Annotated in this window: 11 protein-coding genes, 4 tRNA genes and 1 pseudogene; 7 read left to right on the plus strand and 9 right to left on the minus strand. The window is 59.7% G+C overall.

Translation table 11 applies throughout. The annotated features are described in order from the left end of the window. Window positions 1-49: 49 nt before the first annotated feature. The 5 genes and pseudogenes from HX855_RS05970 (at window position 50) to HX855_RS05985 (ending at window position 5,449) form a co-directional block, all read left to right on the plus strand. Window positions 50-1,621, plus strand: coding sequence for an aldehyde dehydrogenase (NADP(+)) (locus tag HX855_RS05970; protein WP_177087735.1), 1,572 nt, complete (start codon window positions 50-52; stop codon window positions 1,619-1,621). A 3-nt stretch (window positions 1,622-1,624) separates the two neighbouring features. Further along, window positions 1,625-2,878 (plus strand): FAD-binding oxidoreductase, encoded by a 1,254-nt coding sequence (locus HX855_RS05975; RefSeq protein WP_177087733.1) that lies wholly within the window; start codon window positions 1,625-1,627, stop codon window positions 2,876-2,878. Window positions 2,879-3,086: 208 nt separating this feature from the next. Next, window positions 3,087-4,190: a carboxylesterase gene (locus tag HX855_RS05980; protein ID WP_177087858.1), complete on the plus strand. Its 1,104-nt coding sequence runs from the start codon at window positions 3,087-3,089 to the stop codon at window positions 4,188-4,190. A gap of 232 nt (window positions 4,191-4,422) precedes the next feature. Next, window positions 4,423-4,533, plus strand: a pseudogene (locus tag HX855_RS33645) (site-specific integrase); the annotation flags it as partial. 292 nt (window positions 4,534-4,825) lie between these two features. After that, a complete protein-coding gene (locus tag HX855_RS05985; protein ID WP_177087731.1) occupies window positions 4,826-5,449 on the plus strand; it encodes a recombinase family protein in 624 nt (207 codons plus the stop codon). A gap of 270 nt (window positions 5,450-5,719) precedes the next feature. Here HX855_RS05985 and HX855_RS05990 read toward each other — a convergent pair whose 3' ends face one another. Beyond that, the gene (locus HX855_RS05990) at window positions 5,720-6,097 is read right to left on the minus strand and encodes a Rap1a/Tai family immunity protein (protein WP_177087729.1); all 378 of its coding nucleotides are present in this window, start codon (window positions 6,095-6,097) and stop codon (window positions 5,720-5,722) included. Between the two features lie 111 nt (window positions 6,098-6,208). Between HX855_RS05990 and HX855_RS05995 the strand changes: the two genes are divergently transcribed. After that, window positions 6,209-6,967 carry a hypothetical protein gene (locus HX855_RS05995; protein WP_177087727.1) on the plus strand — a complete coding sequence of 253 codons (759 nt, stop codon included), beginning with the start codon at window positions 6,209-6,211 and terminating at the stop codon, window positions 6,965-6,967. 346 nt (window positions 6,968-7,313) lie between these two features. On the opposite strand, the gene HX855_RS06000 is transcribed toward HX855_RS05995, so the two are convergent. Both HX855_RS06000 and HX855_RS06005 read right to left on the minus strand, forming a co-directional pair. Then, on the minus strand, window positions 7,314-7,736 hold the full coding sequence (locus tag HX855_RS06000) for a hypothetical protein (RefSeq protein WP_177087725.1): 423 nt from the start codon (window positions 7,734-7,736) through the stop codon (window positions 7,314-7,316). Window positions 7,737-7,977: 241 nt separating this feature from the next. Continuing rightward, window positions 7,978-8,054 (minus strand) — tRNA-Val (locus tag HX855_RS06005). Between the two features lie 184 nt (window positions 8,055-8,238). Between HX855_RS06005 and HX855_RS06010 the strand changes: the two genes are divergently transcribed. Next, complete coding sequence (locus HX855_RS06010) at window positions 8,239-9,522, plus strand: FAD-binding oxidoreductase (RefSeq protein ID WP_177087723.1); 1,284 nt, start codon at window positions 8,239-8,241, stop codon at window positions 9,520-9,522. Window positions 9,523-9,685: 163 nt separating this feature from the next. Here the strand turns inward: HX855_RS06010 and HX855_RS06015 are convergent. The 6 genes from HX855_RS06015 to purF form a co-directional block, all read right to left on the minus strand. Next, window positions 9,686-9,762, minus strand: a tRNA-Asp gene (locus HX855_RS06015). 105 nt (window positions 9,763-9,867) lie between these two features. Continuing rightward, a tRNA-Asp gene (locus tag HX855_RS06020) sits at window positions 9,868-9,944 on the minus strand. Window positions 9,945-9,999: 55 nt separating this feature from the next. Then, window positions 10,000-10,075, minus strand: a tRNA-Val gene (locus HX855_RS06025). Window positions 10,076-10,182: 107 nt separating this feature from the next. Next, entirely contained in the window at window positions 10,183-10,947 is a 765-nt protein-coding gene (locus HX855_RS06030; RefSeq protein ID WP_177087721.1) for an SDR family oxidoreductase, read from the minus strand. 11 nt (window positions 10,948-10,958) lie between these two features. After that, the gene (locus HX855_RS06035; protein WP_017478808.1) at window positions 10,959-12,170 is read right to left on the minus strand and encodes an O-succinylhomoserine sulfhydrylase; all 1,212 of its coding nucleotides are present in this window, start codon (window positions 12,168-12,170) and stop codon (window positions 10,959-10,961) included. 66 nt (window positions 12,171-12,236) lie between these two features. Continuing rightward, a complete protein-coding gene (gene purF / locus HX855_RS06040; RefSeq protein ID WP_003212683.1) occupies window positions 12,237-13,742 on the minus strand; it encodes an amidophosphoribosyltransferase in 1,506 nt (501 codons plus the stop codon). Window positions 13,743-13,780 lie beyond the last annotated feature (38 nt).

The following is a 13,780-nucleotide window of genomic DNA, read 5'->3' on the forward strand; positions in this document are numbered from 1 at the left end:
CACAGTGGGTTTTCTTTGCCAGGCCTATCTTTACTTTCAGGACTACGCCATGACTCTGACGGGCACCATGCTGATTGGTCAGCACTCCATTCCAGGCAGCCGCGAGGCCATCCGGGCGATCAATCCTGCCACTAACGTTGCACTGGACCCCGCCTACGCCGGCGGCACCGCCGAGCATGTCGAACACGCCTGCGCACTGGCCTGGAGCGCGTTCGATCGTTATCGCGAAACGCCGCTGGCGGCTCGCGCCGAATTCCTTGAAACCATCGCCAACGAAATCGAAGCCCTGGGCGATGAGTTGATCGAACGGGCAATGGCTGAAACAGGCCTGCCGCGCCTACGGATCCAGGGCGAACGCGGACGCACCTGCCAGCAGTTGCGCACCTTTGCCCGCACAGTGCGCGCGGGTGAATGGCTGGATGTGCGGGTTGATACTGCGCAACCTGATCGCCAACCGCTGCCCCGCCCGGACCTGCGTCAGCGCCACGTGCCGTTGGGGCCGGTAGCGGTGTTCGGCGCGAGTAATTTTCCGCTGGCGTTCTCGGTGGCGGGCGGCGATACCGCGTCAGCACTGGCGGCCGGTTGCCCGGTGATCGTGAAGGCCCACAGCGCCCATCCCGGCACCAGCGAACTGGTCGGACGTGCGGTGGCCAAGGCCGTTCTGCAGTGTGGCCTGCCTGAGGGTGTGTTTTCGCTGCTGTATGGCTCGGGTCGTGAAGTCGGTATCGCGCTGGTGTGCGACCCGCGTATCAAGGCGGTGGGGTTCACCGGCTCGCGCAGCGGTGGGATCGCCCTGTGCCAGGCTGCGGCGGCGCGTCCCGAGCCGATCCCGGTGTATGCGGAAATGAGTTCGATCAATCCGGTTTATCTGTTTCCGGCCGCCTTGAGCGCGCGCGGTGAAGCGCTGGCGCAAGGGTTTGTCGCGTCCTTGACCCAGGGTGCGGGCCAGTTCTGTAGCAACCCCGGGCTGGTGATTGCCGTGGCCGGGAAGGCGCTGGACCCGTTCATCGAGACTGCTACCGATTTGCTGCAACGCAGCGCAGCTCAGACCATGCTGACACCGGGGATCTTCAAGGCTTATGAAGACGGCATCAGCGCCTTGGCCAAGCATGCTCGGGTCGCAGGTGCCGGGTTGGCAGCGAAAGGCCCGAACCAAGGGCGGGCGCAGTTGTTCGTTGCCAAGGCCCGGGACTTTATCGCTAATCGCACCTTGCAGGCCGAGGTGTTCGGCGCCGCGTCCCTGATCGTGGAATGTGCCAACGCCGATGAAGTCCGCCAGGTCAGTGAGCACCTGGAAGGCCAATTGACCGCCACCCTGCACCTGGATGACGATGATCTGGAAGCCGCTCGCGCATTGCTGCCAACCCTGGAGCGCAAGGCCGGACGCCTGCTGGTCAATGGCTGGCCAACCGGGGTGGAAGTGAGTGATGCCATGGTGCACGGCGGGCCTTTCCCGGCGACCTCGGACTCGCGCACCACCTCGGTGGGCACGGCTGCGATCCTGCGATTCCTGCGGCCGGTGTGCTACCAGGATTTCCCGGAGGGTTTGCTGCCGGACGCACTTCAGCACGGCAATCCACTGCTGTTGCGGCGCTTGCTTAACGGCCAGAGAGAAGCCTAGGCCATGACCGATCACGTCATTCCGGACATCGCCGTGGTGGGCGCCGGCATCATTGGCGTCGCCTGTGCATTGCAACTGGCACGTCAAGGCCGGCGAGTGGTCATCATCGACCAACAGGAACCCGGCCACGGCGCCTCGTTCGGCAACGCCGGTCACCTGGCGACCGAGCAGGTATTCCCTATCGCCGACGCGTCGATCCTGACGCGCTTGCCGGCCATGCTCATGGACCCGATGGGGCCGCTGCGCCTGGACTGGAAATACCTGCCGCGCGCACTGCCCTGGTTCACCCGGCTGCTGTTGAACCTGCGCCCGGCGGCGTTCCAGCGCACCGTCGCCGGCATCCGCGCCCTTAATGAAAGCAGCCTGGGCGCCTGGCACCGCCTGCTGGACACTATCGATCACCCCGGGCTGATGCGCGAAGACGGCTCGTTGCTGGTCTTCGAACGCCCCGACTCGCGGCAGGCCATCGACGCCTTGCAGGCTCGCATGCGCCAGCAAGCCGTGCCGGTGGATTACTGGCCAGCCAGCGCGGTACAGGAGGTGGCGCCGCAACTCAGCGAAGGGATTCAGGGCGGGTTGTTCTTTCCACGCACCGGGCATTTTCTCGATCCGTACCGGGTGGTGTGCGAACTGATGGAAGCGGCCGAGGCCTGCGGGGTGCAATTTCTCAAGCGGCAGGTACTGGGAGGGAAACTGGACGAGCACGGTGTCTCGTTGGTGACCGGTCAAGGCGTGGTGGCGGCGCGTCAAGTATTGATCGCCTGCGGCGCGCACTCGGCCAAATTGACCGCCGCACTGACGGGCAAGAAAGTCCCGCTGGACACCGAGCGTGGCTATCACCTGATGTTGCCCCATGAGCACGAGCGACTGCCGTTTGCCGTCACGTCGCTGGAGCGCAAGTTCATCATGACGCCCATGGCCGACGGGCTGCGATTGGCCGGCACGGTGGAGTTTGCGGGCCTTGATCGACCACCGAACATGGCGCGCGCGTGGCAGTTGCACCGACTGAGTCACGGGGTGTTTCGGCGTAATTTGAGTGCCGAGGACGCGACGCCGTGGATGGGGTTTCGTCCTTCGTTGCCAGACTCGCTGCCGATCATCGACAAGGTGTGCGGGGGCAAGGTGTTGCTGGCGTTTGGGCATCAGCATCTGGGGCTGACGCAGGCGGCGGTAACCGCCGAGTGGATTGCACAGTTGGCGGCGCCTTTGACTACCGGGCTGCCGGCACTCGAGGCCTATCGGCTGGATCGTTTCTGAGATCACAAGAAACGTCTTGCTACTGTTTCGCACTATCGGCGATACCTGGCAGGTAATTATCGTGCATGACCTTAGGGTTACGCCCCGCTGAGAACCTGCCTTGAACAACACACCCCACGTAAAGCCTGTTGCCCATCCAGCGCTCTGGAGCGTTGTGTGCGGCATCCTCGCCCTTCTGCTCGGCCATGCAGCCTTCGCCGACCAAAGCATGCCTTTGGGCCAGAAGTCATTCGAGTCCTACCGCCTCGATACCTTGCAGTGGCTACGGGAGCACCGCGATTTCCAGGGCACCGACAGGGAAGCCGAACTCAACTGGAACGCACCCCAGGAGTGGCGCCCGGCGGGCGTCCCCAAACGCGGGATCATTCTCGTGCACGGCCTGGGCGACTCCCCCTGGTCCTTCCACGATATCGGCAGCGCACTGGCCGCCCGCGGCTTTCTGGTAAGGACCGTACTGCTGCTCGGCCACGGCACACAACCGGCCGACATGCTGCACGTGCGCATGGAAGACTGGCGCCGGGTGGTCGACGAACAGGCCGCGATCCTCCGTGCAGAAGTGGGTGAAATCTACCTTGGCGGCTTCTCCACCGGCGCCAACCTGGTGCTCGACTACGCCTACAAACACGACGACGTCGCCGGGTTGCTGCTGTTCTCCCCCGCTTTCCAGTCCAGCATGACCTACGACTGGCTGACGCCGCTGATCAGCTGGGCGCGCCCCTGGCTGCTGGCGCCCGACGCCAGCCGGCCACAACAGAGCCTGGTGCGCTACATGACCGTCCCCACCAATGGCTTCGCCCAGTTCTACCGCAGCAGCCGGGTGGCCCGCCAGGACCTGGACCATCGAACCTACGACAAGCCGGTGTTCATTGCCGTTGCAGCCCACGATTCAGTTCTGGATACGAACTACATCCTGCACACCTTCCAGCAGCGCTTCAGCAACCCCCACAGCCGCCTCGCCTGGTACGGCGCACTGCCTGAAGGTGCCTGGGACACCTCCCGTGTAAAAGCCCGCACCGACTACCTGCCGGATTTGCGGATCAGCCAGTTTTCCCACATGGGGTTAATGTTTTCACCCGACAACGCGCTCTACGGCGAACACGGCAGCCTGCGCTTTTGCTGGAACGGCCAGACAGAAGACGCCACCCGCGCCTGCGAACAGGGGTCAGAGGTGTGGTATTCGGACTGGGGGTACCGTGAGGCGGGCAAGATGCATGCGCGGTTGACGTTCAACCCGTATTTCAACTGGCAGCTTGGGGTGATTGATGAGGTGCTGGGCAACCTTGCCGTGGCGGGAGGGAACGGTGAGCGCTGAATCGCGCGTTGATTGAGGGGTTCGCCGCGGGCTCACAAATCCAAGGCAACAAAAAAGGGCCCACCTTTCGGTGAGCCCTTCTAGACCGCCCAGCAGAGCGGATTTTGTTTGGTAGGCGCGATTGGACTCGAACCAACGACCCCCACCATGTCAAGGTCTGCTAGGAGCAAGCTCCTAGCCCTGCTGCTCTTGGACTTCGCAGAACGCCCATTCAAATTATGAGGCGTCAACAATGGCTACTTTCCGCGCCCTTCCATCCGGCAACTGGAACGCTCAGGTACGCGTAAAAGGTAAATCTCCCCAGTCGAAAACCTTCAGCACCAAAGCTGAAGCAGAGCAATGGCGAGCTCTAGCCGCGAGCATCGAGGAACTCGCCTATGGGTAAGGACAAACGGTTCGCCTGATACGCATGAAGACGTGATCGGCGCCCTCAGCACCCTCGATAGAAATGCCGCAGCCATTACCGCAGACATGCTCAAGCTTAGGGGTTAGCCTCTATCAAAGACCTCTACTTCTCCAGTAGTCGGATAACCGCCGTCCGATAGGTGAATCCACTATCAAATACCTATCCACTCTTGGCTATCGGATACATTATCATTGATCTATCAAATCAATAGACCAAAGGATAGCCAGCCTTGAACGCACATTTGTACTTGAGGACCAGCACCAAGGATCAGGACGCCAATCGTGACAAGGAATCGCTTGAAGCATTCGCCGTTGAGAAGGCCCTCACCATTGCAGGCATTTACTCCGAGAACATCAGTGGGACGAAGCTCAACCGCCCTGAACTGATCAGGCTGCTCGATGTAGCTCAACCGGGAGACATCCTCCTTTGCGAGTCTGTTGAACGCCTCAGCCGTCTTTCCACGGGCGACTGGGACACGCTAAGAGCCGCTATTAAGGCGAAAGGTCTTCGCTTGGTGATCGCTGACCTGCCCACCTCACACATGATGGTTGAGGACAAAGGCATCACTGGGCAAATCATGGAGGTGATCAACAACATGTTGCTTGACCTGATGGCTACCATGGCCCGCCTCGACCAAGAAAAGCGTGTTGAACGGATCAACCAAGGACTAGCCAAGAAGCGAGCAGAAGATCCCAACTGGAAGCCAGCCGGTAAGGGCAAGAATGCCGAATTGTGGAAGAAGGTAGAGGCATTGATCGTGAAGAATCCAACCCTGTCGGCGGATGATGTTGCCAAGCTGGCAGACTGCGGCATTGCCACGGTGTACAGGATCAAGCGTGAACTGAAAGCCTAACTGTAACGTCCCACAGAGCCCGCCTTGAGCGGGCTTCGTTGCATTTGACACCAAGTGACAGCACTCGGCTCAACGCCTGCCAGAATCGAACCCAGCGGCACCCAACGCTAGGGTTATTTTCGAAAAGCAACGGCTTACAGTTTGGCCTGTTGCAGGTTGTTTGATACCGGTAGTAAGTATCTCTGCCAGACCAGATTATTCTCCAACCAGCAACACCCAGATCACCCTCGGTGAGCCTCGAAAATTTTGGCGCGGGCAATGGGGGCTGGATTATTTGCAGGGGTATGCCGTTTTAAATGCAAGCATCGTTAAGTACGTCGCCGGTTGATTCAGTATTGCGGGGTTCTCTTGGAGCGATTTCACGACAATGCGGGCCTTCTGGCCATTTGTGATTCCGTCCTCTGGAAAGCAAGTCTTGAGCTTTGCCGGGAGCGAGTCATTGAGGATTATCATTGACCCCTCTGTCGCCTCGACGATACCAATGCAGTATCCAAAGTCGTAAGAGTCAACATTCTTAGTGCCGTCCATGTACTTGACAACTGTTTGGCATGCAGTAATGAGTTGGTTCCCATCCCCGCTCCCAGCCATTGCCTCGTTATCTCCGAGCGCTGCTACTAGTGCCAATGCTGCTGCTATCCCTGCTTTCATGGTTGCGTCCTGTCTGTGTGGTCTGGCGATACTACCGCTTGAAATAGCCCGGTGCCATCACGCTGGGAGACCTGCTAGCATCCTCCCACTCAATGGGATGTGGTGTTTGCAATGGATGATGAAGGGGATTTCAAAAAGGCACGTGGCTTCCTGCTCACGTATTCGGCACTGGTGTTGGCGCTATGGTATTTCGGGGCAGACCTGACCCAGTTCAAGCTGATGGGCAACGAGATCAAGCTTCACCAACGTACCGAAAGTGTCTGGCTGGTGCTCGCAGCCCTCAATGCGTATTTCTGGCTTCGGTTTGTACAGCACGTTCCAGCTGGAGGCTTTCGCTTTGATAACGCGATGAACAATCTTTACAACCGTGCCCTAGTAAGGGCCGCTCTGTGTGTAAAACACTTTGAGCTGAGGAAGTGTGTCAAAAGCACGCTCATCAATAAGCATCCTCCCGGTGAAAGCGCGAAGTATGTCCGTAGTTACGGATATCTCACGTGCTACGAGCGGATGAAGGAAGATCGTAGGGACCAGCCAGAAGAGGAGATTGAGCTGCATCATTATTCTCGTGAGAAGCGCACGGAGATGAAGCTTTCGGCAAACTATAAATACACCCAGGGCGGAGAATGGGTGAAGTTCGGGGATAACATTCGGCTGGATGCTTATGTTCCCAATAGAGCATTCAGTTGGGCAGTGAAGTCATATGCGACAGTAGCAGGCGCATTCGTCACCCCTTGGTTTACCGACCATATCGCTCCACTGGCATTTGGCTTGACCAGCACGGCCTTTGCCTTGTGGAAGTGGTACGACATGAATTTCTTCGCTACTACGCTACCTCACCTTGCTCAGTCATGTGTTGGTATAACCAATTGATTTAATTATAGTATTTGCGCATTCAAGTGAGCGTAATTATAAGTGCCGATATAGCGTTGTAATATATAAAGGCACGCAGTGCGTCCATTGCTGGAGCCTTACCCGAAAGCGCGAGCTTTCAATTTGATACCCTTCGACGCGCCGTCGAAAATGAAACCAACGATAGCGCTTCGCTATCAGTCATGCCCAATAGATAGATCAAGGTCAAAGGCCAACAGCTGGATCTTTGGGTACAGGGTAATGGTCGATAACAGACCGTGACCTTCGGTCAAGGTGATCACTTGTCAACGGCGCTGACTATTAACTGGTGCCGTAGCGGGCGCGGATACATTCCGCGATAGCTCACTCATGACTTGCCTAGCAATGCGGTAGCCAATGGCACTACGATTGAAATCAGGACGGCTATGAAGGATAGGACGGTCGCCCATTTGAATTTACTGCTTTCCTCTTGCAGCCCTGCCAACACAGACGCAAGAAGCGGGAAGTTCACGCAGTGCCTGTCAGGACCAACACCCAACGAGAAGAATACGACCTTACTATCATCATCTCTTTTGTAGCCGTACCTCTGCTCCAAGTGGTAGTAGAGCCTTCCAAAAACGATGTCACTATCCACGCCCAGCTCCCTAGCAATCATCTTGCAGTCGATGGGAACATGGATTTTACTCACCCGCCCGTTTTGAACGTCGGACTCCTGCGCGAAGTTCTTAAACTCTTCGTAGTACAGCTTGTAGATAACGTTGAGAATCTTGAGATCAGAGGGTGGCTTCATGCGATACATCCTTGTGACCGATGATCAAGCTTACCGCATCTACGTCGGACCGTTTTGCCAACACCTCCCACCAGAATTCAAGCGCTTCGCCGTACTCCAAGACGACCGATCAACGGCGTTCACATTGCCCAGTGTGAACGAACCCGATATTTCGTGAACGTTTTGTAGGAATCCCGGGCAACAAAAAAGGGCCCACCTTTCGGTGAGCCCTTCTAGACCGCCCAGCAGAGCGGATTTTGTTTGGTAGGCGCGATTGGACTCGAACCAACGACCCCCACCATGTCAAGGTGGTGCTCTAACCAACTGAGCTACGTGCCTGCTGTGAGGCGGCATTCTACGGAATTCCCGAGGGGTGTCAACACCTTTTTTGCAGCTAAGCCTATGAATATGCGAATTTTTTATTGGTGGCTGGCACAACGGTATTTTTCCGGTGGCTGGCAGCGGATTTTCAACTCAGGTAGGATCGGCGCACTCGTAAAAAATATAAAACAGAGGTTCCAGGATGGCGAACACCCCCTACCCCCAGTCGTATTACGCCGCGTCTGCGAATGCGGTCCCTCCTCGCCCGGAGCTGCGAGGTGAAGTCGAAACCGATGTGTGTGTGATTGGTGCGGGCTACACCGGGCTTTCCAGCGCGCTGTTTCTGCTGGAGAACGGTTTTCGCGTGACGGTGCTGGAAGCGGCCAAGGTGGGTTTCGGCGCATCGGGCCGCAACGGCGGGCAGATCGTCAACAGCTATAGCCGTGACATTGATGTGATCGAGCGCAGTGTCGGCCCCAAGCAGGCGCAATTGTTGGGAGAGATGGCGTTTGAAGGCGGCAGGATCATTCGGGAGCGGGTGGCCAAGTATCAGATCCAGTGCGACCTGAAGGACGGCGGTGTGTTCGCCGCGCTGAACAGCAAGCACATGGGTCACCTGGAGTCGCAGAAGCGCTTGTGGGAGCGCTACGGCCATACTCAGCTGGAGCTGCTGGACGAGCGGCGCATTCGTGAAGTGGTTGCCTGTGACAACTATGTGGGCGGCCTGCTGGACATGAGCGGCGGGCACATTCACCCGCTGAACCTTGCACTGGGCGAAGCGGCGGCCGTGGAGTCACTCGGCGGCACGATCTATGAGCAGTCGGCGGCGATTCGCATTGAGCGCGGCGCTAACCCGGTGGTGCATACGGCACACGGCAAGGTCAGGGCCAAGTTCATTATTGTCGCGGGCAATGCCTACCTGGGGAACCTGGTGCCGGAGCTGGCAGCCAAGTCGATGCCATGCGGCACCCAAGTCATTACCACTGCGCCACTGGGTGATGAGTTGGCGAGGACGCTGCTGCCACAGGATTACTGCGTGGAAGACTGCAACTATTTGCTGGACTACTACCGACTGACCAGCGACAAGCGCCTGATCTTCGGTGGCGGCGTAGTGTACGGCGCACGGGACCCGGCGAATATCGAAGCAATCATCCGGCCAAAGATGCTCAAGGCGTTTCCGCAGCTCAAGGACGTGAAGATCGACTACGCCTGGACCGGCAATTTCCTGCTGACCCTGTCGCGCCTGCCGCAGGTCGGGCGGCTGGGAGATAACATCTACTACTCCCAGGGCTGCAGCGGCCATGGCGTGACGTACACCCACTTGGCGGGCAAGGTATTGGCAGAGGCACTGAGGGGCCAGGCTGAGCGTTTTGATGCGTTTGCCGACCTGCCCCACTACCCGTTCCCGGGTGGGCAATTGTTGCGCACGCCGTTTGCGGCGCTGGGGGCGTGGTATTACGGGCTGCGGGACAAGCTGGGCTTCTAGATCCGGATCGCGGGGCTGGCTTGCCGCCCCGCCTATCAAGCACCGCGCCAAATTTCAGACACAAAAAACCCCGGTCTTTCGACCAGGGTCTTTGCTATCGATCCAACCAAGCCAGCGGCTTGCTTTGGCGTCTCAGGGCGTTCAGTGGGCCCTGGAACAGATATGGCGCAGCGGACGGGACTCGAACCCGCGACCCCCGGCGTGACAGGCCGGTATTCTAACCGACTGAACTACCGCTGCGTATCGCTCAGACTGCTGAAGTGTCACCTTCAACCGCCTTCAAACATCGGACTGAGCAACCAGGGTTGTTCAATCTCAAATCTGAAACATCAGACCTGGAAAATATGGCGCAGCGGACGGGACTCGAACCCGCGACCCCCGGCGTGACAGGCCGGTATTCTAACCGACTGAACTACCGCTGCGCGTCGGTGCAACCTTTAACGTTGCGTCTTGCCCGAAGGCAAAACTCTCAAGAAGTGGTGGGTGATGACGGGATCGAACCGCCGACCCTCTGCTTGTAAGGCAGATGCTCTCCCAGCTGAGCTAATCACCCTTTGCTTCGTTGAGGCCGCGAAATTTACGCAGGTAGCGGACCTAAGTCAATAGCCCGCTTGAAGTTTTTCTGAAAAAGACAAAATCACTGCAAGACGGTGACGCCCCCTACTCGCTGTAAATCATCTTCTTGCTCATGCCACCGTCGACCACAAACTCCTGGCCCGTCACAAACCCGGCATTGCGCGACAGCAACCACGCCACCATCGCCGCCACGTCCTCCACAGTGCCCACCCTGCCCGCCGGGTGCTGCGCGTGATCAGCCTCCGTCAGCGGCTCGGCACGGCGTGCAGCCGGGTCACGTGCGTCGATCCAGCCCGGGCTCACCGCATTGACCCGCACTTCCGGCCCAAGGCTGATGGCCAGCGCGTGGGTCAGGGCCAACAAACCGCCCTTGCTCGCGGCGTAGGCCTCGGTGTCGGGCTCCGACTGACGGGCCCGGGTCGACGCCAGGTTAACGATGGCGCCACCGTGGGCCCGCAGATACGGCGCACAGTGCTTGGCCAGCAACATCGGCCCACTGAGGTTCACCGCCAGTACGCGGTTCCAGTAAGCCAGGTCGAGGCTTTCCAGGGTGATGTTGCGCGGGTCGGCCACGGCAGCGTTGCACACCAAGGCGTCCAGGCGCCCGAACTGGCCGAGCACCTCGGCCACGCCCAGGGCAACCTGCCGCTCATCCGCCACGTCCATGGTGATAAACCAGGCGTTGTCGCCCAGCACCTTGGACACCTTGGAACCGCGCTCGCGGTCCAGGTCGGTGAGCACCACCTGCCAGCCTTCGCTGATCAACCAGGCCGCGATCCCCAGGCCAATACCCCGCGCCGCGCCGGTCACCAGCGCGACCCGTCCGTTACTGGCGGATGCCGCCTCCATGGACCACTCGATCACAGGGCAGCCAACCCACGGGCCAGGTCGGCCTGCAAGTCGGCAACGTCTTCCAGGCCCACCGCAATGCGGATCAGGCTGTCGCGAATACCGGCCGCTTCACGCTCCTGGGGCGCCAGGCGACCGTGGGAGGTGGTGCTTGGGTGAGTGATGGTGGTCTTGCTGTCACCCAGGTTGGCGGTGATGGAAATCAGGCGGGTCGCATCGATAAAGCGCCAGGCGCCCTCTTTGCCACCCTTGACCTCGAAGCTCACCACGGCGCCAAAACCACGCTGTTGGCGCTGGGCCAACGCGTGTTGCGGGTGGCTCTTGAGGCCGGCGTAGTGGACTTTCTCGATGCCGTCCTGCTGCTCCAGCCACTCGGCCAGGGCCTGGGCATTGGCACAATGGGCCTTCATCCGCAGGCTCAGGGTTTCCAGGCCCTTGAGGAAGATCCAGGCGTTGAACGGGCTCAGGGTCGGGCCGGCGGTGCGCAAGAAGCCCACCACTTCCTTCATCTGCTCGCTGCGGCCAGCCACCACGCCACCCATGCAACGGCCCTGGCCGTCGATGAACTTGGTGGCCGAGTGCACAACGATATCCGCGCCCAGCTTCAGCGGTTGCTGCAGTGCCGGGGTGCAGAAGCAGTTGTCGACGATCAGCATCGCGCCCTTGGCGTGAGCCACTTCGGACAATGCAGCGATGTCCACCAGTTCGGCCAACGGATTGGACGGCGACTCGACGAACAGCAATTTGGTGTTGGCCTTGATGGCTGCGTCCCAGCCGGACAGGTCCGCCAGCGGCACATAGTCGACTTCAATGCCAAAACGTTTGAAGTACTTTTCGAACAGGCTGATGGTCGAGCCAAACACGCTGCGCGACACCAGCACGTGATCGCCGGCGCTGCACAGGCTCATGACCACCGCAAGAATCGCAGCCATGCCAGTGGCCGTGGCGACGGCTTGCTCGGCGCCTTCCAGCGCGGCGATACGCTCTTCGAACGCGCGCACGGTGGGGTTGGTGTAGCGCGAATACACGTTGCCCGGCACTTCACCGGCAAAACGCGCAGCAGCGTCGGCCGCGGTGCGGAACACGTAGCTGGAGGTAAAGAACATCGGGTCACCGTGCTCACCTTCCGGGGTACGGTGCTGGCCGGCGCGCACAGCCAGGGTATCGAAAGCTACGCCGTCGAGGTCGCTGTCCAAGCGACCGGCATCCCATTCCTGACTCATGCTCTACTCCTCAACTCGAATGCTTTATCAAAGATACAAAACCGGCCCCTCAGGGCCGGTGTCTACTCAGTTGTTGTACAGGTCGATGATCGCGCTGACCGCCTGGGTCTTGATCTTCGAGGAATCGTTACGGGCCTGCTCGATCTTGTTCAGGTAGGCCTCGTCGACATCGCCGGTGACGTACTTGCCGTCGAACACCGCGCAATCGAACTCCTCGATCTTGATCTTGCCACCGCCGACGGCTTCGATCAGGTCCGGCAGGTCCTGGTAGATCAGCCAGTCGGCGCCGATCAGGTCTGCAACGTCCTGGGTCGAACGGTTGTGGGCGATCAGCTCGTGGGCGCTCGGCATGTCGATGCCGTACACGTTCGGGTAACGCACGGCAGGCGCGGCGGAACAGAAGTAAACGTTCTTCGCCCCGGCTTCACGGGCCATCTGGATGATCTGCTTGCAGGTGGTGCCGCGCACGATGGAGTCGTCCACCAGCATCACGTTCTTGCCGCGGAATTCCAGCTCGATCGCGTTGAGCTTCTGGCGTACCGACTTCTTGCGCGCCGCCTGGCCCGGCATGATGAAGGTACGGCCGATATAACGGTTCTTGACGAAGCCTTCGCGGAATTTCACGCCCAGGTGGTTCGCCAGCTCCAACGCTGCGGTGCGGCTGGTGTCCGGGATCGGGATCACCACGTCGATGTCGTGGTCCGGGCGCTCGCGCAGGATCTTGTCCGCCAGCTTCTCGCCCATGCGCAGGCGCGCCTTGTACACCGAAACGCCGTCGATGATCGAATCCGGACGCGCCAGGTAGACGTGTTCGAAGATGCACGGGGTGAGTTTCGGGTTCAGTGCGCACTGACGGGTGTGCAGCTTGCCGTCTTCAGTGATGTAGACCGCTTCGCCCGGCGCCAGGTCGCGGATCAGGGTGAAGCCCAGCACGTCCAGGGACACGCTTTCGGAGGCGATCATGTACTCGACGCCTTCGTCGGTGTGACGCTGGCCGAACACGATCGGGCGGATGCCGTGAGGGTCGCGGAAACCGACGATGCCGTAGCCGGTCACCATCGCCACGACGGCGTAGCCACCGACGCAACGGTTGTGCACGTCAGTCACGGCGGCGAACACGTCTTCTTCGGTTGGCTGCAGCTTGCCGCGCTGGGCCAGCTCGTGGGCGAACACGTTCAGCAGGACTTCGGAGTCCGAGTTGGTGTTGACGTGGCGCAGGTCAGATTCGTAAATCTCCTTGGCCAGCTGTTCAACGTTGGTCAGGTTGCCGTTATGCGCCAGGGTGATGCCATACGGCGAGTTGACGTAAAACGGCTGGGCTTCGGCCGAGGTCGAGCTGCCCGCAGTCGGGTAGCGCACGTGGCCAATGCCCATGTGCCCGACCAGGCGCTGCATGTGGCGCTGATGGAACACGTCACGCACCAGACCATTGTCCTTGCGCAGGAATAACCGGCCGTCGTGGCTGGTCACAATACCGGCAGCATCCTGGCCGCGGTGCTGGAGGACGGTTAGCGCGTCATACAGCGCCTGATTCACGTTCGACTTACCGACGATACCGACGATGCCACACATGCGACGCAACCCCTACTTAATGAATCTTGACTGAACCC

This window comes from Pseudomonas sp. IPO3778 (genome assembly GCF_013386825.1).
Lineage (GTDB): Bacteria > Pseudomonadota > Gammaproteobacteria > Pseudomonadales > Pseudomonadaceae > Aquipseudomonas.

Bases quoted from the DNA above. Each gene is read 5' to 3' on its own strand.
- HX855_RS05970 (WP_177087735.1), top strand. From the start codon at position 50: ATGACTCTGACGGGCACCATGCTGATTGGTCAGCACTCCATTCCAGGC.
- HX855_RS05995 (WP_177087727.1), top strand. From the start codon at position 6,209: ATGGATGATGAAGGGGATTTCAAAAAGGCACGTGGCTTCCTGCTCACG.
- HX855_RS05975 (WP_177087733.1), top strand. From the start codon at position 1,625: ATGACCGATCACGTCATTCCGGACATCGCCGTGGTGGGCGCCGGCATC.
- purF (WP_003212683.1), bottom strand. From the start codon at position 13,742: ATGTGTGGCATCGTCGGTATCGTCGGTAAGTCGAACGTGAATCAGGCG.
- HX855_RS06000 (WP_177087725.1), bottom strand. From the start codon at position 7,736: ATGAAGCCACCCTCTGATCTCAAGATTCTCAACGTTATCTACAAGCTG.
- HX855_RS05990 (WP_177087729.1), bottom strand. From the start codon at position 6,097: ATGAAAGCAGGGATAGCAGCAGCATTGGCACTAGTAGCAGCGCTCGGA.
- HX855_RS06030 (WP_177087721.1), bottom strand. From the start codon at position 10,947: ATGGAGGCGGCATCCGCCAGTAACGGACGGGTCGCGCTGGTGACCGGC.
- HX855_RS06035 (WP_017478808.1), bottom strand. From the start codon at position 12,170: ATGAGTCAGGAATGGGATGCCGGTCGCTTGGACAGCGACCTCGACGGC.
- HX855_RS06010 (WP_177087723.1), top strand. From the start codon at position 8,239: ATGGCGAACACCCCCTACCCCCAGTCGTATTACGCCGCGTCTGCGAAT.
- HX855_RS05980 (WP_177087858.1), top strand. From the start codon at position 3,087: ATGCCTTTGGGCCAGAAGTCATTCGAGTCCTACCGCCTCGATACCTTG.